This window comes from Streptomyces sp. NPDC050732 (assembly GCF_040654255.1).
Taxonomy (GTDB): Bacteria; Actinomycetota; Actinomycetes; order Streptomycetales; family Streptomycetaceae; genus Streptomyces.
Map to the genome: position 1 here is coordinate 46,352 of NZ_JBFAHP010000027.1, position 19,720 is coordinate 66,071.

The 19,720-nt window shown below is 72.0% G+C and carries 20 protein-coding genes; 2 read left to right on the plus strand and 18 right to left on the minus strand.

Annotated elements, in window-relative coordinates:
- Positions 1–46 precede the first annotated feature (46 nt).
- From AB0H82_RS23975 to AB0H82_RS23995, 5 genes are all read right to left on the minus strand, one after another.
- Positions 47–1,258, minus strand: coding sequence for a ketosynthase chain-length factor (locus AB0H82_RS23975; protein ID WP_362995903.1), 1,212 nt, complete (start codon positions 1,256–1,258; stop codon positions 47–49).
- A complete protein-coding gene (locus AB0H82_RS23980) occupies positions 1,255–2,526 on the minus strand; it encodes a beta-ketoacyl-[acyl-carrier-protein] synthase family protein (protein ID WP_362995905.1) in 1,272 nt (423 codons plus the stop codon). Before AB0H82_RS23980 ends, AB0H82_RS23975 begins: the two co-directional genes overlap by 4 nt.
- Positions 2,523–2,852 (minus strand): TcmI family type II polyketide cyclase, encoded by a 330-nt coding sequence (locus AB0H82_RS23985; RefSeq protein WP_362995907.1) that lies wholly within the window; start codon positions 2,850–2,852, stop codon positions 2,523–2,525. The genes AB0H82_RS23980 and AB0H82_RS23985 overlap by 4 nt, the downstream gene beginning before the upstream one ends.
- A 129-nt stretch (positions 2,853–2,981) precedes the next feature.
- Positions 2,982–3,677, minus strand: a complete 696-nt coding sequence (locus tag AB0H82_RS23990) for an antibiotic biosynthesis monooxygenase family protein (protein ID WP_362995909.1) — start codon at positions 3,675–3,677, stop codon at positions 2,982–2,984.
- Positions 3,678–3,740: 63 nt separating this feature from the next.
- On the minus strand, positions 3,741–5,204 hold the full coding sequence (locus AB0H82_RS23995; protein ID WP_362995911.1) for an FAD-dependent monooxygenase: 1,464 nt from the start codon (positions 5,202–5,204) through the stop codon (positions 3,741–3,743).
- 175 nt (positions 5,205–5,379) lie between these two features.
- Between AB0H82_RS23995 and AB0H82_RS24000 the strand changes: the two genes are divergently transcribed.
- Positions 5,380–5,847 (plus strand): nuclear transport factor 2 family protein, encoded by a 468-nt coding sequence (locus AB0H82_RS24000; RefSeq protein WP_362995913.1) that lies wholly within the window; start codon positions 5,380–5,382, stop codon positions 5,845–5,847.
- A 68-nt stretch (positions 5,848–5,915) separates the two neighbouring features.
- Here AB0H82_RS24000 and AB0H82_RS24005 read toward each other — a convergent pair whose 3' ends face one another.
- Both AB0H82_RS24005 and AB0H82_RS24010 read right to left on the minus strand, forming a co-directional pair.
- Positions 5,916–6,332, minus strand: coding sequence for a TIGR03618 family F420-dependent PPOX class oxidoreductase (locus AB0H82_RS24005; RefSeq protein WP_362995915.1), 417 nt, complete (start codon positions 6,330–6,332; stop codon positions 5,916–5,918).
- 89 nt (positions 6,333–6,421) lie between these two features.
- Positions 6,422–6,550 carry a hypothetical protein gene (locus AB0H82_RS24010; RefSeq protein ID WP_362995917.1) on the minus strand — a complete coding sequence of 43 codons (129 nt, stop codon included), beginning with the start codon at positions 6,548–6,550 and terminating at the stop codon, positions 6,422–6,424.
- A gap of 189 nt (positions 6,551–6,739) precedes the next feature.
- Here AB0H82_RS24010 and AB0H82_RS24015 point away from each other — a divergent pair, with 189 nt between their 5' ends.
- Positions 6,740–6,952: a DUF6059 family protein gene (locus AB0H82_RS24015; RefSeq protein ID WP_362995919.1), complete on the plus strand. Its 213-nt coding sequence runs from the start codon at positions 6,740–6,742 to the stop codon at positions 6,950–6,952.
- A 22-nt stretch (positions 6,953–6,974) separates the two neighbouring features.
- Here AB0H82_RS24015 and AB0H82_RS24020 read toward each other — a convergent pair whose 3' ends face one another.
- The 11 genes from AB0H82_RS24020 to AB0H82_RS24070 form a co-directional block, all read right to left on the minus strand.
- Entirely contained in the window at positions 6,975–8,084 is a 1,110-nt protein-coding gene (locus tag AB0H82_RS24020; protein ID WP_362995921.1) for a ParB N-terminal domain-containing protein, read from the minus strand.
- A gap of 200 nt (positions 8,085–8,284) precedes the next feature.
- A complete protein-coding gene (locus tag AB0H82_RS24025; protein ID WP_362995923.1) occupies positions 8,285–9,166 on the minus strand; it encodes an ABC transporter permease in 882 nt (293 codons plus the stop codon).
- Complete coding sequence (locus AB0H82_RS24030) at positions 9,153–9,941, minus strand: ABC transporter ATP-binding protein (protein WP_362995925.1); 789 nt, start codon at positions 9,939–9,941, stop codon at positions 9,153–9,155. Before AB0H82_RS24030 ends, AB0H82_RS24025 begins: the two co-directional genes overlap by 14 nt.
- 29 nt (positions 9,942–9,970) lie before the next feature.
- Positions 9,971–11,098 (minus strand): aliphatic sulfonate ABC transporter substrate-binding protein, encoded by a 1,128-nt coding sequence (locus AB0H82_RS24035; RefSeq protein WP_362996043.1) that lies wholly within the window; start codon positions 11,096–11,098, stop codon positions 9,971–9,973.
- 2 nt (positions 11,099–11,100) lie between these two features.
- Complete coding sequence (locus tag AB0H82_RS24040) at positions 11,101–12,426, minus strand: GTP-binding protein (RefSeq protein WP_362995927.1); 1,326 nt, start codon at positions 12,424–12,426, stop codon at positions 11,101–11,103.
- Between the two features lies 1 nt (position 12,427).
- A complete protein-coding gene (gene cysD, locus AB0H82_RS24045; RefSeq protein ID WP_362995929.1) occupies positions 12,428–13,375 on the minus strand; it encodes a sulfate adenylyltransferase subunit CysD in 948 nt (315 codons plus the stop codon).
- Positions 13,372–13,908: an adenylyl-sulfate kinase gene (cysC, locus tag AB0H82_RS24050; protein ID WP_362995931.1), complete on the minus strand. Its 537-nt coding sequence runs from the start codon at positions 13,906–13,908 to the stop codon at positions 13,372–13,374. Before cysC ends, cysD begins: the two co-directional genes overlap by 4 nt.
- 50 nt (positions 13,909–13,958) lie before the next feature.
- A complete protein-coding gene (locus AB0H82_RS24055; RefSeq protein WP_362995933.1) occupies positions 13,959–15,467 on the minus strand; it encodes an FAD-dependent monooxygenase in 1,509 nt (502 codons plus the stop codon).
- Positions 15,464–16,966 carry an FAD-dependent monooxygenase gene (locus AB0H82_RS24060; RefSeq protein ID WP_362995935.1) on the minus strand — a complete coding sequence of 501 codons (1,503 nt, stop codon included), beginning with the start codon at positions 16,964–16,966 and terminating at the stop codon, positions 15,464–15,466. Before AB0H82_RS24060 ends, AB0H82_RS24055 begins: the two co-directional genes overlap by 4 nt.
- Positions 16,967–17,177: 211 nt before the next feature.
- The gene (locus tag AB0H82_RS24065) at positions 17,178–18,716 is read right to left on the minus strand and encodes an alpha/beta hydrolase (protein WP_362995937.1); all 1,539 of its coding nucleotides are present in this window, start codon (positions 18,714–18,716) and stop codon (positions 17,178–17,180) included.
- Positions 18,717–18,996: 280 nt separating this feature from the next.
- Positions 18,997–19,704: a sulfotransferase family protein gene (locus AB0H82_RS24070; RefSeq protein WP_362995939.1), complete on the minus strand. Its 708-nt coding sequence runs from the start codon at positions 19,702–19,704 to the stop codon at positions 18,997–18,999.
- Between the last annotated feature and the right edge of the window lie 16 nt (positions 19,705–19,720).

Genomic DNA, 19,720 nt, shown 5'->3' on the forward strand with positions numbered 1-19,720 from the left:
TGGGCCCGGCCGGTGCGGGCGTGCCGCGCCGGCCGGTGCGGGCGGTTCACTGCCCGGCGCGCACGACCATCGCGGAGTTGAAGCCGCCGTGGCCGCGGGCCAGCACCAGTGCGGTGCGCAGGGTGGCCGGGCGCGGCTGGTACAGGACCAGGTCCAGGTCGTACTCGGGGCAGGGGTCGATGTGGACGGTGGGCGGGATGACGCCGGCCCGCATGGCAAGCAGCGCGCAGGCCACGTCCAGCGGTGCGGCGCCGGAGTGCAGGCGGCCGGTCATCGTCTTGGGCACGGTGACCGGGATGCGGCCGGAGCCGAAGACCTCACTGATCGCCTCGGCCTCGGCCCGGTCCAGTTCGGGCACGCCGGCGCCGTCGGCGAAGACCACGTCGATGTCGCCGGGGCCGGCGCCCGCGTCGTCCAGGGCGATGCGCAGGGCGGTGCGCAGGGTGGAGCCGCGGCCGCTGTGCGGGGGCGGGTCGATGGTCGCCCCGTAGCCGGTGAGCTCGCCGTAGACCTGGGCGCCGCGGGCGCGGGCCGCCTCGGCCGGTTCCAGGGTGAACAGGGCGCCGCCCTCGCCGGGCACGTAGCCGCGGGCGTCGCGGTCGAAGGGCAGGTAGGCGCGGGTGGGTTCGTCGCTGTCGCTCATGCGTCCGCCGGCGAGCTGGGCGACCCAGCCCCAGGGGCAGACCGAGGCGTCCACGGCGCCGCACACGATCAGCGGGGTGCCCTTGCGCACCAGCCGTCGGGCCTGGGCGAGGGCGTCCAGGCCGCCGGCCTGGTCGCTGACGACGACGCCGCTGGGCCCCTTCATGCCGTGCCGGATGGAGATCTGGCCGCTGTTGACCGCGTAGAACCAGGCGAAGGACTGGTAGGCGGAGACGAACTGGCTGCCCTTGGCCCACAGTTTCTGCAGTTCGTCCTGGCCGAACTCGAAGCCGCCGGCGTGGCTGGCGGTGACCACGCCCATGTCCAGCGGGTCGAAGGCGGCCACGTCCACGCCGGCGTCGGCGAGCGCCCAGTCCGCGGCGGCCAGCGACAGCCGGGTGACGCGGTCGGTCTGCGGCAGCAGCCGGCCCGGCAGGTGGTCGGCGGCCTCGAACCCGGGGATCTCGCCGGCCAGTTGGGCGGGGTAGCTGGAGGGGTCGAAGCGGGTGATGCGGCCGATGCCGCTCTTGGCGCCCAGGGTGGCCGCCCAGTAGTCGGCCGCGCCCAGGCCGTTGGGGGCGGCGATGCCCATGCCGGTGACCGCGACCGGGGTCATACGGTGCTCCTTCGCGCGCCGGTGAGCACCATGGCGCTCTGGAATCCGCCGAAGCCGCTGCCGACCGTCAGCACGGAGTCGACGCGCTGGTCGCGGGCCGTCAGCGGCACGTAGTCCAGGTCGCATTCGGGGTCGGGCGTGTGCAGGTTGGCGGTCGGCGGGACGACGTCGTACTCCATCGCCAGGGCGGAGGCGGCGATCTCGATGGAGCCGATGGCGCCCAGCGAGTGGCCCACCATCGACTTGATGGAGCTGACCGGGGTGCGGTAGGCGTGCTCGCCCAGCGCCTTTTTGAACGCGGCCGTCTCGTGCCGGTCGTTCTGCTTGGTGCCCGAGCCGTGGGCGTTGATGTAGTGGATCTGCTCGGGGTTGATCCTGGCCTCGTCCAGGGCCAGGCGGATGGCCTCGGCCATCTCCGCGCCGTCCCGGCGCAGTCCGGTCATGTGGTAGGCGTTGGAGCGGGTGGCGTAGCCGGCGATCTCGGCGTAGATGTGCGCGCCTCTGCGCCGGGCGCTGTGCAGTTCCTCCAGGACGAAGAAGGCGGCGCCCTCGCCGAGCACGAAGCCGTTGCGGGTGCTGTCGAAGGGTCGCGAGGCCGTCGCGGGCGCGTCGTGGCGCGGTGTGGTCGCCTTGATCGCGTCGAAGCAGGCCATGGTGATCGGTGAGATCGGCGCGTCCGACGCCCCGGCGACCATGACGTCGACGGAGCCCTCGCGCACCAGCTCGACGGCGTAGCCGACGGCGTCGATGCCGGAGGTGCAGCCGGTGGAGACGACCGTGGAGGGTCCCTCGGCGCCGACCGCCCAGGCCACCTCCGCCGCGAACGAGCTGGGCACCAGGTAGTTGTACAGGTGCGGCACGGCGTAGCGGTGGTCGACCAGGTCGAGGCGGCCGCCGTCGCTGACGACGCGGTATTCGTCGTCCAGGCCCATGGTGGCGCCCACCGCGCTGCCCACGGTCACGCCGATGCGGTGGGGCGGGTGGGCGGCCAGTTCGGCGCCGCTGTCCTCGACCGCGCCGCGCGCGGTGACCACGGCGAACTGTGCGGCCCGGTCCATGCGCCGCACCTCCTGCGGGGTCAGGCCCTGCTCCAGGCCGCAGAAGTCGGCCTCGGCCGCCACCTTGGAGCGGAACGGCGCGGGGTCGAAGAAGGTGATGCCCCGGGTCGCGGTGCGGCCCTCGCTGAGCAGCTGCCAGAACTCTTTTCGGCCCAGGCCGCCGGGGGCCAGGACCTCGATGCCGGTGATGACCACGCGGCGCTGCGTCATGCGCCGGCCTCCCAGGAGTAGAAGCGCTGGGCCATGGCGTCGGCCGGGGAGCGCCAGGTCGCCGGGTCGTATGCCTCGATGTGCGGCTTCAGGTCCTCGCTGATCCGCACGAACCGCGGGTCGTCCTTGGCCCGTTCGATCCGGGAGCCTCCGTCGTCGCTGTCGAAGTCCTGGAGGTGGAAGTAGAGGCCGCGGTAGGCGAAGAGCTGACGGCGCCGGGTCCCCATCCGGTGGGGCATGTCGGTGGCGTCGAAGTCGGTGAACAGTTCGGCGACGTCGCGGCTGGAGTCGATCGCCATCCGGGCCACGATCAGCGTGCTGTGCATACCTCGCTCCTTGCGGTGGGCGCCGGGCGCTGGGCACGACAGGGTCAGGGCCGGCGGGCCGGAGTCGAGCCGCCCGGCCGGGGCGGGGTGGGCTCGACGGGCCGGCCCGCGGGCGGGCCGGGCAGGGGTTCAGGCGCCGGCGGCGCGGCTGTGGATGACCCGGTAGGAGTTCCAGTCGCTCTCGGTCTTCAGGGCGTTGATGCGCGCCTCGGACTTCTGGCGGGTCTCGGACTGCTGCGCCAGGGCCTGGTGGCGGTGGGCGTCGTACTGCTCCTTGCTCGCCCACTGCGAGTAGACGACGACGAAGGGCCCGTCCAGGAAGCGGGCGCGCAGGCCCTTGAAGACGCTGTGCGAGCGGTAGCCGTCCACGTCCACGAGCCAGGACTGGCCCTCGCCCAGCTCCGCGATCAGCTCGTCCTGGTTGCCTTCGGCGACCTTGAAGATCTCGATGACGGTGTGGTCGTCGCGGTCGGGCGAGACCTCGGTCGCCTCGCCCTGGGAGGGGTGGCGCTGAGTGTGGACGATCTCGCTCTGCAGCAGCCGGATGGAGGTGGTGATGTCCTGGAAGACCGGCAGCGTGCGGTGCTTGAACTCCTCGCCGGCGTACCGCTTCTCCAGGTCCTCGCCGCTGCGCCACTGGATGAAGTTGGCGGTGCCGGGGCTGTCCTGGCCGGCGTGCACGGTGGAGGAGATCCAGCCGTCGAAGGCCGCGGTGTCGACGATCTTCCGCATCTCCTGGATCAGCTTGTCCTGCTTGTCCGGCCGGTCGGTGGTGAACAGGTTGAGGACGGTCAGGTAATTGTCCTGGGTGGAGATGTAGGGCATGGCGGGATGTCACTTCCTGTCAGGAATGGATGCGGCGGGCCGTGGAGCGGGGGTGCGGGGGGTTCAGGCGGCGGGGCCGAACCAGCGCTCCAGCGCGCGGGGCAGGGTCTCGGCGCCCTCGTCGGGCGTGATCCAGGCGATGTAGCCGTCGGGGCGCAGCAGGATCCCCTCGGCGTCGGGCAGCTCCTGGCCGCGTTCGGCCGTGACGATGTCGACGCGGTCCGACCAGGCCTTGGCGGTGTCCAGCAGCGGGCTGTCCCCGCCGAGGTCGAGCAGGACGCCCCGGCCGGCGTGCAGCAGGGAGTAGACGCTTTTGCGCTGTCCCTCGCAGGTCAGCTCGGCGTCTTCGAGGCGCCGGCCGAGCAGCGGGTGCTCCCCCGCGCCCACCTCGTGGCGGATGTCGAGTCCGGTGACCATGCCGACCAGGTGGCGCTGCACCGACTCGTACCGGGTGAGCTCGGTGAAGACGTCGAGCAGCGGGGTGATCTCCTCGCCGCCGAGGTAGAGGATGCGCTGGGCCAGGGTGTTGGTCAGGATCCGGGCGCCGACCGGGTGCCGCTCGCTGTGGTAGGTGTCCAGCAGCGCGTCGGGGGCCAGCCCCTTGAGGACCAGTGAGAGTTTCCAGCCGAGGTTGACCGCGTCCTGCACGCCGGCGCTCATGCCCTGGGCGCCGATGGGCAGGTGGATGTGGGCGGCGTCGCCCGCCACGAACACCCGGCCGCGCCGGTATTCGGCGGCCTGCCGGCTCACGTCGGTGGTCGAGCTCACCCACAGCGGGGTGGCCGCGTGGATGTCCTCGCCCGACAGCCTCTGGAAGGTGTCGGCGACCTCGGCGAAGGTGATCGGGTCCGCGCTCTCGCGCAGCGGCTCGGTGCGGTCGTAGTAGATGATGCGGCAGCGGTCCGGGCCCAGCGGCAGCACCATGATCATGCCGTCGGGGACCCGCTCGCCGGCGAACCGGGGCCGCAGCCGCACCCCGGCGATGTCGGCGAAGCGCAGCTCGATGGCCGGCTCGGTGCCGGGGAAGGCGATCCCCGCGGCCTCGCGCACCGCGCTGCGGGCGCCGTCGCACCCGATGACGTACCGTGCGCGCAGCCGGCCGCCGTCGGCCTCGGCCACCTGCAGCGTGACGCCGTCCTCGTCCTGGATGAGGCCGGTGACCTCGACGGACCGGCGGATGCGGGCGCCTTGCTCGGTGGCCCAGCCGGCCAGCATCGCCTCGGTGCGGGACTGGGGTATCCCCCGGGCGCCGTAGGAACCGCCGCTGAGCACCCGGTAGTCCAGCGGCACGCCGCCGAAGTGCCCGGCGGGGATGACGTCGACCTCGCCGAGGCGGGACAGCAGCCCGCGCTGCCCGAATTCCTCGATGGTGCGCGCGGAGAAACCAAGAGCGCGTGACTGCTGCATCGGCTCGGCGAGCCTGTCGACCACGAGAACGGAAATTCCGTGCAGGCCGAACTCACCGGCGAGCATGAGCCCGGTGGGACCCGCGCCTACGATGATCACGTCCGCGTCATAATTGTCCATCGTCGTCCATCCGCCCTCTTCTGGTTGATGTTTTACGAGTATGGACAGCGCCGGAGCGGCCGGTAAAGAGACGTCGGTGCAACGCTTCTGCAGTCCAGTACAGAAACGTGCGGACAATGTCAGATCTTCTACAGGCGGGGTTGGTCGAGGTGCCTTTGTGGGCCCATTCTCAAGCATGACCTCGACTGAAGCTGAAGCCTTCACTCCGGACACGGCCATGGCGGACGCCTTTGCCGTGCGCGGGCTACTGGACCGCTATCTCCTGGCTTTGGACACCGAAAAACTCGACGACGCGTGGGCGCGCACCCTGTTCACCGAGGACGCCGTCGTCGCGTTTCCCCTGAGCCGGCACGAGGGAAGGGACGGGCTCGCGGAATGGCACCGCAGCGCGCTGGCGCATTTCGCCCGCACCCAGCACCTGAATTCGCCCGCGGTGGTGGACTGCGCGGGCGACGCGGCGAGCCTGCGCGCCAACCTCCTCTCCACGCACGTCCACCATCCCGGCGGCGAGGGGCCCGAGTTGTTCACCACCGGCACCTCGGTGAGCGGCTCGGCCCGGCGCACCCCGGACGGCTGGCGGCTCACCCGGCTCTCGTTCGGGCTGATCTGGGTGGACGGGATGCCGCCCGGCGCCCGCGGCTGATGCCCCACACTCCCCCAGCGGGCCCAGAGCCCTCAGCGCCCTCAGCGCTCTCAGGGGGCCTGGTGGGTTCAGCAGTTGAGGGTCGTCACCCGGTCGACCGCGATCTCCACGACCACCCGTCCCGGCGGGTTCGGCGGCCCGGCGAAGTAGCGCTCGGTGTAGCGGCGCACCCCCTCGGCGACGCGGTCGGGGGCGTCGAAGACCCGGGCGGTGCCCTCCAGGGCGACCCAGGCGAAGCCGTCCACCTGGCAGAGCGCGACGCGGGCCGACGGCGAGGCCAGCACGTTCCTGACCTTGCGCGTGGTGTTCACCGTCAGGACGCGGGCGAGGCCCGCCCGCTCGTCCCAGGTGAACCGCACGGGTGTCAGATGGGGCGAGCCGTCAGGTCTCAGCGTGCTCAGCACGGCGGTGTGCGGCGCGGTGAGGAACGCGCGGGCCGAGGGGGACAGCGCCGTCGTGCCGGCGCGCCGCGGGGAGAGCGTCATCGTCTTGGACTCCTCTTTCGGTCACCGGCGCAACGCGCCCTGGCACACCACCGTCGCGGCTTTCGGGCCGGGCCGGGAAGGGGCGTCGGTCAGTCGATCCCGCGCACCACGTTCGTCTCCACGGGGTCGTCCTCGTCGTCGTCCACCCCGGCGAGCCGGAGCACCGGCGCGACTGCTTCACCGCCGCGTACCTGCCGCTCACGTTCGGCCTCGTCCATGGGCCTATCCTCCTGCGACCGTGCGCCCCGCGGAGCCGCGGAGCGCGACTGCTCCACCCGGCCACGTTGGCAAGGCGCTCTTGAGGCCGGGCGGAGGGGCGGCTGGAGTCCGCCTCGACCAGTGGTCCGCACAGTGACGGCCCGGCGCACCCGCGGCCACTGCGGCCGCGCCTTCTCGGAGGGATTGCCATGTCCGGCTTGATCAGGCGCTGCTGGCGCGAGGTGTACGCGGCCCTGCAGGCCTACGGCGCCATCTGCATGGCGGGCACCTGGCGCCCGCCCGCCACGGCGCCCCGGGAGTTGGCGGGCCCGCCCCGGGCCCATCCGGAACGGCTGTGTCCGGAGGTCGCCCTGTCCCCGGTGGAGCGCGCGCTGAAGCGGCAGCTGGAGAGCGGCTCCTGAGGCGGCAGCGCCCGGCCGGGGCTCATACCGCTCCCTGCCGGCCCCTGAGCCGCTCGGCGAACAGGCTCCATTCCCTGCTGACGCTCTCCGCGATGGGGGCGATGACGCCGACCCAGTGCGGCGGGACGGCGCCGACGAGCTCGCGCCAGCCGTCCGGGTCGGTGGCGTGCAGCGCCATCCACTGCAGGAACTCCTTGCCGCCGGCGGTGTAGCGGATGCACGGGTCGTTGGCGACCTTGGCCGCGACCGTCTCCCAGGCGGGGGGCTCCTCGGCCGGGCCGGTGCGCCGCAGGGGCGCGCCCTCGGCCTCCGGCGGCTGGGCGTGGCCGGCCGCCGGGGCCTGCGCGGCCGGGCGGGCCGGGTCGGCCGGGTGCAGGGTGAGCCGGGCGCCGGTCCCCCGGAGTCCGTTGCGTTCGGGGCTGACACCGCGGCGCAGCCGGGCGCTCACGTCGTGGACGGTGCCGAGGGACACCTCGGTCTCCCGGGCGACTTCCCGCAGTGTGGCCTCGGGGTGGGCGTTGAGGTAGGCGGCGGCGCGGCGCCGGCCCTCGCCGGCGGAGACCGAGCGCAGTTTGCCGTCCAGGCCCAGGCGCTGGCCGCCGGGCGGGGTGGCGCACGCGGAGCGGTCGCGCAGGGCGGCGATCGTCTTGGCGCTCAGTCCCGTGACGCTCGCGAGGGCGCGGTCGGACCATTCGGGGTGCGCCCGCAGCACGCGTTCGGCCCCGCCGATCCGGTCGGCCTTCGACAGCGGAAGTCCGTGCGAGCTGTTGGCCTTCATGGCCAGGACGAGCGCTTCGGCGTCCGAGCAGTCGATGAGCCGCGCTTTTATGCTGTGGTCGCCGCAGAGTTTCGCGGCCTCCATCCTGTGCAGCCCGTCGATGATGCGCCAGCCGTCTTTCTGGACGAGCACGGGCGGCAGTGCGCAGCGGCCCGACGCCTCGACGAGCAGGTGGAGGTACGCGGCGTTGATTCCCCCCTGGCGCAGGTGCAGTCCGGGCGAGAGCGCATGGACCGGGAGTTCCTGTACGGGTGTCTTCTCGACATTCTGGAGGCCGATTTCCGGGCCGATTCCGCGGCTTCCTCCAGGGGCGTTTCCGGGGGCATTTCCGGGGGCGATTCCGTCACCGGCCACCGGTTCTTCGCACCTTAATCCGGCGGAACTCAAACCGTCTGCGATCACCGTAGCCCGCCCGTCATTGAAAGCCATCCGGTGTGCCCTTTCTGCCGCTATTCCGGATGAGCGTCGCAGCGGTGTCTCTAGCCCCGGTCGAGGGTGGGTTGACGGTCGTCGGACCGTGGCCCGAGCGGGTCAGGACCGTGGCCCGAGCGGGTTCAGTGCCTGACGAGCAGGCCGCGGCTGCGCAGGACCCAGCGCTCCAGGGGGCTGAAGATGAGCAGGTCGATGGCGATGCCGACCAGGAGGATGAGCAGGATGGCCTCGAAGACCATGGCCATGTCGCTGGCGTTGCGGCCGTTTTCCAGGAGCTGCCCGAGTCCGACGCCGAGGTCGGGGAAGGACGCGATGATCTCGGCGGCCATGAGTGAGCGCCAGGAGAACGCCCAGCCCTGTTTGAGTCCGGCGACGTAGCCGGGCAGGGCGGCCGGCAGCACCACGTGCCAGGTGCCCTTGAGGCCGGTGGCGCCCATGGTGCGTCCGGCCCGCAGGAACAGCGGCGGCACCTGGTCGACGCCGGAGACCAGGCCGTTGGCGATGGAGGGGACCGCGCCGAGCAGGATCACCGCGTACATCATCGAGTTGTTCAGGCCCAGCCAGATCACCGCGGGCGGCACCCAGGCCACCGAGGGCAGGGACTGCAGGCCGGACAGGATCGGGCCGATCGCCGCGCGCAGGAACGTCAGCCGGGCCACGAGCAGGCCCAGGGGGGTGCCGATGAGCAGGGCCAGGCAGAAGCCGAGCAGGCCGCGCGAGACGGACGTCCAGATGTAGCCCAGGAGTTCGCCCTCCAGCCAGGCCTGGCGCGCCACGTCGTAGACGGCGCCCGGGGAGGGCAGCTTGCTGGGGTCGTCGACGATCTCGAAGGAGACCAGCGCCTGCCACACCGCGAGGACGAGCGCGACGGCGGTGACGGGCGGCAGGACCTTTTCGCGCAGGGTCAGGGTGAAGGGCTTGCGGATCTGCTGGCGGGTTTCCAGGGCGTCGAGGCCGGCGAGGTCGTTGCCGTCCTTGGCGGTGGGTGTCTCAGTACTGGCCATGCCGGCGGATCTCCCCCCGCAGTTGTTCGGTGATCTCGATGGAGAGCTCCGCGACGGCGGTGTCCTCGATGCGGCGCGGCTGGGGGATGTCCACGTCCCAGGCGCGGGCGATGCGCCCGGGGCGGGAGGACAGCAGGATCACGCGCTGGGCCAGGCGGGCGGCCTCGCGCACGTTGTGGGTGACGAACAGCACCGACAGCCGGGTCTCGCTCCAGATCCGGGTCAGTTCGTCGTGCAGCACGTCGCGGGTGATGGCGTCCAGGGCGGCGAAGGGTTCGTCCATCAGCAGCAGGCGGCTCTCCTGGGCCAGCGCGCGGGCCAGCGCGACGCGCTGGCGCATGCCGCCGGACAGCTCGTGCACCCGCTTGCCGTGGGCGCCTTTGAGGCGGACGAGTTCCAGGAGCTCCTCGGCGCGCTCGCGCCGTTGCCGGGGGGCGATGCCGCGCAGTTTGAGGGCGAGTTCGATGTTCTTGCCGGCGGTCAGCCAGGGGAACAGGGCGTGTTCCTGGAACATCAGGGCCGGCCGGCCGTCGGTGGTGATCTCGCCGGTGGTGGGCCCGTCGAGGCCGGCGACGAGGTTGAGCAGGGTGGATTTGCCGCAGCCCGAGGCCCCCAGGAGGGTGACGAACTCGCCGGGTGCCACGGTCAGGCTGATGTCGTCCAGCACGAGCTGGGGCCCGGCGGGGCCGGGGAACGACTTCGAGACGTGTGCGAGGCGGGCGGCGTGGCGGGCCGTCGTGGTGCCCTCACCGGCCTCGGCCAGCGTCGTGGTCATGGTCGTCACCTCCTGGGAGCGCATCGGGGTCACCTGACGCCGAGTCCGGCGTCGCCGGCCGGGGGCCGGCCGGCGGCCTTGAGGATCGTGTTGAGCGGGGTGAGGTCGTAGATGCCGGCCAGGTCGGGCGCATCGAGCAGGCCGGCCTTGACGGCGTGCCCGGCCTGGGTGCGCAGGGTGGCGGCCAGCGGGTCGTCGGTGAAGTCGATGGACTTCCAGGCCGGGTCCAGGACCTGGCGGGGCAGCGCCTTGCCGGCGTCGGCGGCCAGCTGCTGGTTGGCGGCCGCCTTGGCCGCCCGGGGGTGGGCGTCGATCCACTTGTTGGTGTCCACCGACGCCTTCAGCACCGCCTCGACGACCCGCGGGTGCCGGGCGAGGAACTTCTGCGACACGATGATGTTCGTGATGACGAACGTGCCGCCGGGCCACAGCGTCTTCTCGTCCAGCAGGACCTTGCCGCCCTGGGCGACGATTTTGGAGGCGGTCGGCTCGGGCACCCACGCGCCGTCGACGGAGCCGGCCTTGTAGGCGTCCGGGGTGACCTTGTTGTCGCTGCGCACCACGGTCACCTCGCCCTTGCCGCTCTGCGCGTCGACGTGCCAGCCCTGCTCGGCCGCCCAGTTGAGCAGGGCCACGTCCTGGGTGTTGCCGAGCTGCGGGGTGGCGATCTTCTTGCCCTTGACGTCCCGGAGCGAAGTGATCTTCTCGGGGTTGACGACCAGCTTGACCCCGCCGGAGGCCGAACCGCCGATGATGCGCAGGTTCTTGCCGCCGGACTTGGCGAATCCGTTGATGGCCGGGGACGGGCCGATCCAGCCGATGTCGATCGACCCGGAGTTGATCGCCTCGATCTCGGAGGGGCCGGCGTTGAACGTCGCGTACGTCGCCCTGGTGGCGCCCAGCGCCTTTTGGAAGAAGCCCTTGCGGTTGCCCACCAGCGCGGTGCCGTGGGTGAGGTTGGCGAAGTAGCCGATGCGTACGGAGTCCAGGCCGTCGATGCGTTGCGCGCCGGCGGCGATCTTCGCGGTGCCGTTGTCGTCCTTGGCCTGGGAGCCGTAGCCGCAGGCGGTGGGGGCCAGCAGGAACACGGCGGCCAGGACGGGTGCGGCGCGGCGCGGGACGCGGCGGGCGGGCGGGGGCGGGCCGGTGGCGGGCATGGTCAGAAGTCCCATCCGTCGTCCCGGGCGGCCTCGGCGGCCGGGTCCGGGGAGGCGAACGACTCGCCGGCCATGCCCGCGGTGAGGGTGGTGCCGTCCCCGGGGTCGATCAGGATGAACGAGCCGGTGCGCCGGGAGTCGGTGTAGGAGTCGAGGGGCAGCGGTTCGGCGGTGCGGATCTCGACCCGGCCGATGTCGTTGGCGGCGAGCTGTCCGGGGTGCGGATACAGGGACAGGTCGTCCAGGGTGAGCCGGGAGGGGATGTCCTTGACGATGGCCTTGACCGTGCGGGTGCCGTGTTTGAGCAGCACCCGGTGGCCCACGCGCAGCGGCTGGTCGGCGACGTGGCACACGGTCGCCTGCACCTCCTGGGTGGTGGCCGGCGCGTCCGTGGCGGGCACGATCAGGTCGCCGCGCGAGACGTCGAGGTCGTCGGTGAGCAGCACGGTCACCGACTCCAGGGTCCGGGCGCTGTGGACGGGCCGGCCCAGGCGTTCGATGGCGGCGATGGTGGAGGTGCGGCCCGAGGGCAGTACGCGCACCTGCTGCCCGACGTGGAAGGCGCCCTCGGCGATCCGGCCGGCGTAGCCGCGGTAGTCGGGGTGCTCGGGGCTCTGCGGGCGGATCACGTACTGCACGGGCAGCCGGGCGGAGCAGTGCGCCGGCTGGTGGCCGACCGGCACGGTCTCCAGGTGTTCCAGGACGGTGGGGCCGCCGTACCAGTCCATGTGCGCGGAGGTGTCCACGACGTTGTCGCCGGCCAGCGCGGAGATGGGGATCACGGTGGCCTCGGGGCCGCCCAGTTCCTTGACGTAGGCGGTGTATTCCTCGGCGATGGCGGTGAAGACGGACTCCTGGTGGCCGACGAGGTCCATCTTGTTGACGGCGAGCACGACGTGCGGGACGCGCAGCAGGGCGGCGATGGCGGTGTGGCGGCGGGTCTGCTCGACGACGCCGTTGCGGGCGTCGACCAGGATCACCGTCAGTTCGGCGGTGGAGGCGCCGGTGACCATGTTGCGGGTGTACTGCACGTGTCCGGGGGTGTCGGCGAGGATGAAGCGGCGCCGCGGGGTGGCGAAGTAGCGGTAGGCGACGTCGATGGTGATGCCCTGTTCGCGTTCGGCGCGCAGGCCGTCGGTGAGCAGTGCCAGGTCGGGGGTGGCCTGGCCGCGGTTGCGGGAGGCGTGGGCGACGGCTTCCAGCTGGTCGGCCAGGACCGACTTGGAGTCGTGCAGGAGGCGGCCCACCAGGGTGGACTTGCCGTCGTCCACGGAGCCGGCGGTGGCGAAGCGCAGCGTGTCGACGGTGGTGTCGGTCAGAACACTCATCTCAGAAGTACCCCTCGCGCTTGCGGTCTTCCATCGCGGCCTCGGAGAGCTTGTCGTCGGCCCGGGTCGCGCCGCGTTCGGTCAGCCGGGACGCGGCGATCTCCGTGATGACCTTCTCGATGGTGTCGGCGTCGGAGTCCACCGCGCCGGTGCAGGACATGTCGCCCACCGTGCGGTAGCGCACCCGCCGCCGCTCGGTTCGCTCGCCGTCCCTGGGGCCGCCCCACTCGCCGGCGGTCAGCCACATGTGGTTGCGCCGGAACACCTCGCGTTCGTGGGCGAAGTAGATCTCGGGCAGGTCGATGCGCTCGCGGGCGATGTACAGCCACACGTCCAGCTCGGTCCAGTTGGAGAGCGGGAAGACGCGGACGTGTTCGCGCGGCAGGTGCCGGCCGTTGTACAGGTTCCACAGCTCGGGGCGCTGGCGGCGCGGGTCCCACTGGGAGAATTCGTCGCGCAGGGAGAACACGCGCTCCTTGGCGCGGGCCTTCTCCTCGTCCCGGCGCCCGCCGCCGAACACGGCGTCGAAGCCCTGCTGCTGGATGGTGTCGGTCAGCGGCCGGGTCTGCAGCGGGTTGCGGGTGCCGTCGGGGCGTTCCTTGAGCTCGCCGCGGTCGATGTAGTCCTGCACCGAGGCGACGTGCATGCGCAGTCCGTGCCGGGCCACCGCGCGGTCGCGGAAGGCCAGCACCTCGGGGAAGTTGTGCCCGGTGTCCACGTGCAGCAGCGCGAAGGGCACCGGCGCCGGCGTGAACGCCTTCAGTGCCAGGTGCAGCATGACGATGGAGTCCTTGCCGCCGGAGAACAGCACCACCGGGTTCTCGAACTCGCCCGCCACCTCGCGCAGGATGTGGACCGCCTCCGACTCCAGCGCGTCGGGGTGGGAGAGGGCGCAGGCGGTTGCCCCGTCCTCCTCGCCGGCCCTGACCGGGTCGACGGTCGGCGTCATAACAGTCCCCTTTCGGTGAGCACGGCGTACACCGCGGCGGCGGACTCCCGCACGGTCTGGTGCTGGGAGTCGATGCGCAGGTCCGGCGCGGTGGGCTCCTGGTACGGGTCGTCCACTCCGGTCAGGCCGGTCAGCTCGCCCGCGGCCTGCTTGGCGTACAGGCCCTTCACATCGCGGGCGCTGCACACCGCCAGGGGGGTGGCGACGTGCACTTCGAGGTAGGGGGTGCGGTTGCTGTCGTGGCGTTTGCGCACCGCTTCGCGGCTGTCGGTGTACGGGGCGATCACCGGGACCAGCGCCAGGACGCCGTTGCGGGCCAGGAGTTCGGCGACGAAGCCGATGCGCTGCACGTTGGTGTCGCGGTCGGTGCGGGAGAAGCCGAGGCCGGCCGAGAGCGCCTCGCGGATCTCGTCGCCGTCCAGGACCTCCACGCGGTGGCCGTCCGCGCGGAGCCGGTCGGCCAGCTCGTAGGCGATGGTGGTCTTGCCGGCGCTCGGCAGTCCGGTGAGCCAGACGGTGACTCCGGTCGTCACGTGAATCTCCTGAGGGGGTCGGGGGGTGTCGTCCGCGCCGCGCATCCGGGTCAGAGCGGCCCGGCAGCCGCGGTGGCGGGGGCGGTGGTGGTGCGGGGGGTGCCGAACCAGTGGGCCAGTACCTCGCTCAGGTCGCGGTCGCTGCCCGGCGCGGTCCAGGCGACGTAGCCGTCGGGCCGGACCAGGACCGCCTCCGCCACCGGATCGGGGTGGTCGGCCCAGGCGGCGGTGACGATGTCGATGCGGTCGCTCCAGTCCGCGGCGAGCTGGGCGGCCTTGCCCGCGCCCTCCGTGCCCCGCGTACAGATCAGCACGCCGCGCGCGCGGTGCAGCAGGCTCGCGACGCGGACCACGGTGCCGTCGGGCAGGGCGAGTTCGCGGTGGGGCGGCAGGCGCCGGCCCAGCAAAGGGTGCTCCCCCGGGCCCATGTCGTAGCCGATGCCCAGGCCGCTGAGGACGCCGGCCAGGTGTGCGGCCGCGTCCTGGTGGGTCAGCAGCTCGCCCAGCACGTCGCGCAGCGGGGCCATCTCCTGGCCGGTGAGGCGCAGTTCGATGGCGGCGCGGGCGTTGCGCGCCAGTTGCCGTCCGATGGGGTGGCGCTCGCCGTGGTAGGTGTCCAGCAGGTCTTCGGGGGCCCGGCCGGCCAGCACGGCGGCCAGTTTCCAGCCGAGGTTGACCGCGTCCTGCACGCCCACGCTCAGCCCCTGGGCCATGGCCGGCGGCTGGACGTGGGTGGCGTCGCCCGCCAGGAAGACGCGGCCGCGCCGGTATTCGGCGGCCACCCGGGAGGCGTCGGTGAAGCAGCTGATCCAGCGGCACTGCCCGTGGTGGATGGACTCGCCGGTCAACCGCTGCCAGGCGTCGGCGAGTTCGGCGTAGGACAGCGAGTCGCGGTCCTTGGGGCGCATGCCCCGCTCGTAGGCGACGATGCGGGTGACGCCGTCCTCCAGGTCCATCGCCATGATCATGCTGCCGTCGGGGAGGTTCTCGCCGATGCGCCGGCGGCGGGTCTCGATGCCGGTCACGTCGGCCGTGTAGAAGCCGCGGGTGGGTTCGGGCCCGGAGAAGTCGATGCCGGCCAGCTTGCGGACGGTGCTGCGGCCGCCGTCGCAGCCGATGAGGTAGCGGGCGCTGTCCCGGCCGGGCCCCTGCGGCCCCTCGAAGGTCACGTCGACGCCGCCCGGCCGCTCGCTCAGCGCGGTCACCTCATGGCCGCGGCGCACCGGCACCCCGAGTTCGCCCACCCAGTCCTCCAGCATCCGCTCGGTGCGGAACTGCGAGACGCCCCGGGCGCCGCTGTGGTCCTCCGCCAGGATGCCCAGGTCGATGGGCACGCCGCCGAAGTGGCTGTCGGCGGGCTCGGTCGCGCCGAGCCGGGACAGCAGTCCGCGCTGGTCGAAGCTTTCGACGGCGCGCCGGGTGAGGCTGGCGCCGCGGGACTCGCGCGCCGGGGCGGGCAGCTTTTCGTAGACGACGACGTCGGCGCCGCCCAGGCGCAGTTCGCCGGCCATCATCAGCCCGACCGGGCCCGCGCCGACGACGATCACGTCCCTGGTCATGCGCACGCTCCTGTTCGGTGGCTGGCGCGGGGGGTGCCGAACCAGTGGGCCAGTACCTCGCTCAGGTCGCGGTCGCTGCCCGGCGCGGTCCAGGCGACGTAGCCGTCGGGCCGGACCAGGACCGCCTCCGCCACCGGATCGGGGTGGTCGGCCCAGGCGGCGGTGACGATGTCGATGCGGTCGCTCCAGTCCGCGGCGAGCTGGGCGGCCTTGCCCGCGCCCTCCGTGCCCCGCGTACAGATCAGCACGCCGCGCGCGCTGTGCAGCAGGCTCGCGACGCGGACCACGGTGCCGTCGGGCAGGGCGAGTTCGCGGTGGGGCGGCATGCGCCGGCCCAGCAGCGGGTGCTCCCCCGGGCCCATGTCGTAGCCGATGCCCAGGCCGCTCACGATGCCGGCCAGGTGTCCGGCCGCGTCCTGGTGGGCCATCAGCTCGCCCAGCACGCCGCGCAGCGGGTCCATGTCGGCGTCGCCGAGGTAGAGCATCGAGGCGGCCCGGGCGTTACGGATCAGCTGCTGTCCGACCGGGTGGCGTTCACCGTGGTAGGTGTCCAGCAGGTCTTCCGGGGCCCGGCCGGCCAGCACGGCGGCCAGTTTCCAGCCGAGGTTGACCGCGTCCTGCAGTCCGGCGCTGAGTCCCCAGGCGGCCAGCGGCGGCATCGCGTGCGCGGCGTCGCCCGCCAGGAGCACCCGGCCGCGCCGGTAGGTGCCGGCCAGGGCGGCCGCGTTGTCGCACGACCACATCCACTGCGCCTGAGCGTGGTGGATGGTCTCGCCGGTGAGGCGCTGCCAGGCGTCGGCGACCTGTGTGAACGTCAGGGTGGCGGGGTCCTGCCGCGGGGGCAGGTCCTTGTCGTGGACGACGATGCGGCAGCGGCCCTCGCCCAGCGGGGTGCACACCACCATGTGGCCGCCGGGCAGGCGTTCGCCGATGGGCCGCGGGCGCAGCGTCACCCCGGTGATCTCCGCGGTGTACATGCCGCGGGTGGGCTGCCACTCCTGGACGGGGATGGCGGCCGCCGTGCGGACGGTGCTGTGCGGGCCGTCGCAGCCCACCACGTACCGGGCGCTCGCCGCGCCGGGACCCTGGGGACCGGTGAAGCTCACCTCGACGCCGTCTTCCCGCTCGCGCAGCGCGGTCACCTCGTGGCCGCGGTGCACCGGCACCCCGAGCTCGGCCAGCCAGCCGCCCAGCATGGCCTCGGTGCGGGCCTGGGACAGCCCCAGGACGCCGCTGTGGTCCTCGTCCAGCATGCCGAGGTCGAAGCGGACGCCGCCGAAGTGCCCCATCGGGCCCCACCGGAATTCACCGAGCCGGGGAAGCAGTCCGCGCTGGTCCAGTGATTCCGCTGCCCGCCGGTTGAAGCCGAGCGCGCGGGATTCCCCGGAGGGGGCGGTGAGCTTGTCGAAGACGGCGACATTCACACCGCCCAAGTGGAGTTCGCCGGCCAGCATCAATCCGACCGGCCCGGCACCGACAATTATTACGCCAGTTTCCATTGTTGACCTTCCACGCGGGGCGGCTGAGGAATCGTCGATGTCAAACTACACATCACCATGTTCGGCTGCAATGACGGTGATGAATTCATAAGCGGGGCCGATGGATTGGGCGTTCAACCGCGCATTTCACGCGGTTGAACGCGGCGGGCGGACGAACAACTTCCGGATACCGGGGGCACGTTCCGGGTGCGGGCCGGCTTCCGGGTGCGGGTCAGGGCGCGGGGACCGGCTGCGGGCCCGCCTGGCAGGTGGCGTCGGCGCCCTGGCCGGCGGCCGGGCGGCTGCCGTCCCTGAGGTAGGCGCCGACCAGGTCGTTGACGCAGGCGTTGGCGTTGCGGGACAGGGACGTCTCGTGCTCGTAGCCCTCGCGCTCCACCAGCAGCCGGGAGTTGGGGAAGCGCCGGTGCAGGGCGTGGGCGCCCGACAGCGGGGAGCCGGCGACGTGCTGGCCCTGGACCACCAGCGCGTCGACGTCCTTGGCGCCGATCATCCGCGGGGTGTCCGCGGGCGCGGGCCAGAACGCGCACGGCGCGTTATACCAGGCGTTGTACCAGGTCAGGAAGGTGTTGCCGGCGTGGTACTGGCGGGAGAAATCGGTGTGCCAGCGCTGCCAGTCGCGCGGCCAGGGCGAGTCGGTGCACTGGACCGCGTTGTACATGGCCTGCTTGTTCTGCGTGGGGTAGCCCGGTTCGTTGAAGTGGGCCTTCAGGCCCGCGGGGTCCTTGCGCAGCACCCAGTCGGCCAGGGCCTTGGTGTGGCCGGTCCAGGCGGAGCGGCGGTAGAGGGGGACCAGGAAGACCTCGGTGTACTCGGCCGGGCCGATCCTGCCCTCGACGGGCGCCCGGCGCAGCAGGTCCATGCCCTCGTAGTACTTGGCCTCGACCGCGGCCCGGGTGGTGCCCAGGTGGTAGGTCGCATCGTGCCGGGCGATCCAGGAAAAGTAGTTCTCGGCGCTCTTCTCGAAGGTCGCGTTCTGTGCGAGGACGTTCTTGTACCAGCCCTTTTCGGGGAGCATCACGGTGTCCAGGACCATGCGGCGCACCCGGTGGGGGTACATCGAGGCGTACAGCGAGCCGAGGTAGGTGCCGTAGTCCCAGCCGAAGTAGGTGAGTTGTTCCTGGCCCAGGGCCCGGCGGATCAGGTCCAGGTCGCGGGCGGCGTCCTTGGTGCCGAGGTGGTCCAGGGTGTCGCCGTGGGCGCGGCCGCAGCTGGCGGCGTAGTCGCGGGCCTTGGTGCGCCAGGCCTCTTCCTCTGCGGTGGTGGCGGGGACCAGGTCGGCGCGGGCGGTGCCGGGCCAGACGTAGCCCGGCTCGCAGGTGATCCGCGGTTCGCTGGCGCCGGTGCCGCGCGGGTCGAAGCCGATCCAGTCGTAGGTGGCGCCGACGGCCGGGGACAGTCCGGAGGTGCCCTTGGCGAACCGGGTGGGCAGGTCGCGGCCGAACTGGCCGGGCCACTGGCCGCGGTTGAGCAGCACGATGCCCTGGTACTGCTCCTGGGGTGCGGTGTGCTTGGCGCGGGTCAGCGCCAGTTCTATGGTGCGGCCCTGGGGCCGGTCGTGGTCGAGCGGGACGTCGAGCGAGCCGCACTCCAGCCCCTTGAGCAGGCCCCCGACGACGGGGTCGCTGTCCGGGCAGGGCGCCCAGGAGACGCCGGACACCGGCCGGTCGGCCGGGGCTTTCGCCGGTGCCGCGGCGAGCGTTCCCGCCAGGGCAGTGGCGGCCGCCGCCGTAATTGCTAGGAACTTCCTCACGTAATCCCCTTCTTGAGGCTGGTCCGCGGCCGGGCCGATATACGGGCAGGCCGGCGAGGCCGGTTTTTCACGGGCAGGGTCCAGGGGGCGGCGCGAGACTATCGGCTGCGGGAAGTGGCGTGAAAACAACTACGGTTGAACAATGACCGCCGGTCGAGCGGGCCTTGAATGGCGGTATCGGGCCAGTGCGGCGGGCCGGTTCTGCAAACGCGAAAAACCCCGCGGAGCAGCCGGGAATTCGGCTCTCCGCGGGGAAAGGAGAAAAGAAGAGGGGGTGCTGTTACCGCGCTCCGCCGGGTGCGGACGGAGCGCCGGATACGGAGGGAGTGCCGGGGGCGGGCGGGCCGCCGGCGGCCATCTGCTGCATCCGCTCGCGCATGTTCGCGGTGGTGTTGGCGTGCGGGAAGACGGTCGTCGGCGCCTGTTCACCCAGGAAGGCGCACAGCGGTTCCCAGCCCTGTGTGACGTCGTAGACCAGGAGGTTGTCGGCGGGGACCGCGTCGATGATCTCCTGGTTGCGGCGGTGGTAGACCTCGATGGCGTGGTCCTTGTCGGAGAACCGGCCCTTGAACAGCCCCTCCCAGGTCATGACGTTGGTCATGCGGAAGACCCGGGCCTGGCGGGTGCCCTGCTCGGGAGGGGTCTCCTTGTTCTTCAGGACGAACTGGTACAGCGTGTTGTACGTGCTCTCGTACCAGCCGTCGGCGTCGCGCACCGTGAGGACGACCTTGGCGTCGGGGAACGCCTGGATGATCTGGTCGTAGTAGAAGGAGGGAGGGCCGTCCACCGCGGAGGTGTATCCCTCGAACACCGTCTCCCAGTCGGGCTGTTGCCCCTCGCAGATGATGCGTTCCCACTGCTCAAGACGGTTCTCGTCGCCGACGATGTCGAACATGTGGTAGCAGGGGCCGTATCCGAGCTGTTCCAGCGCCACCTGGAGTGAGGTGGTCCCGGTCCTGCCGAGACCGGCGTTGATGAGCTTCAACACGGTGCGGTTCCTTCCC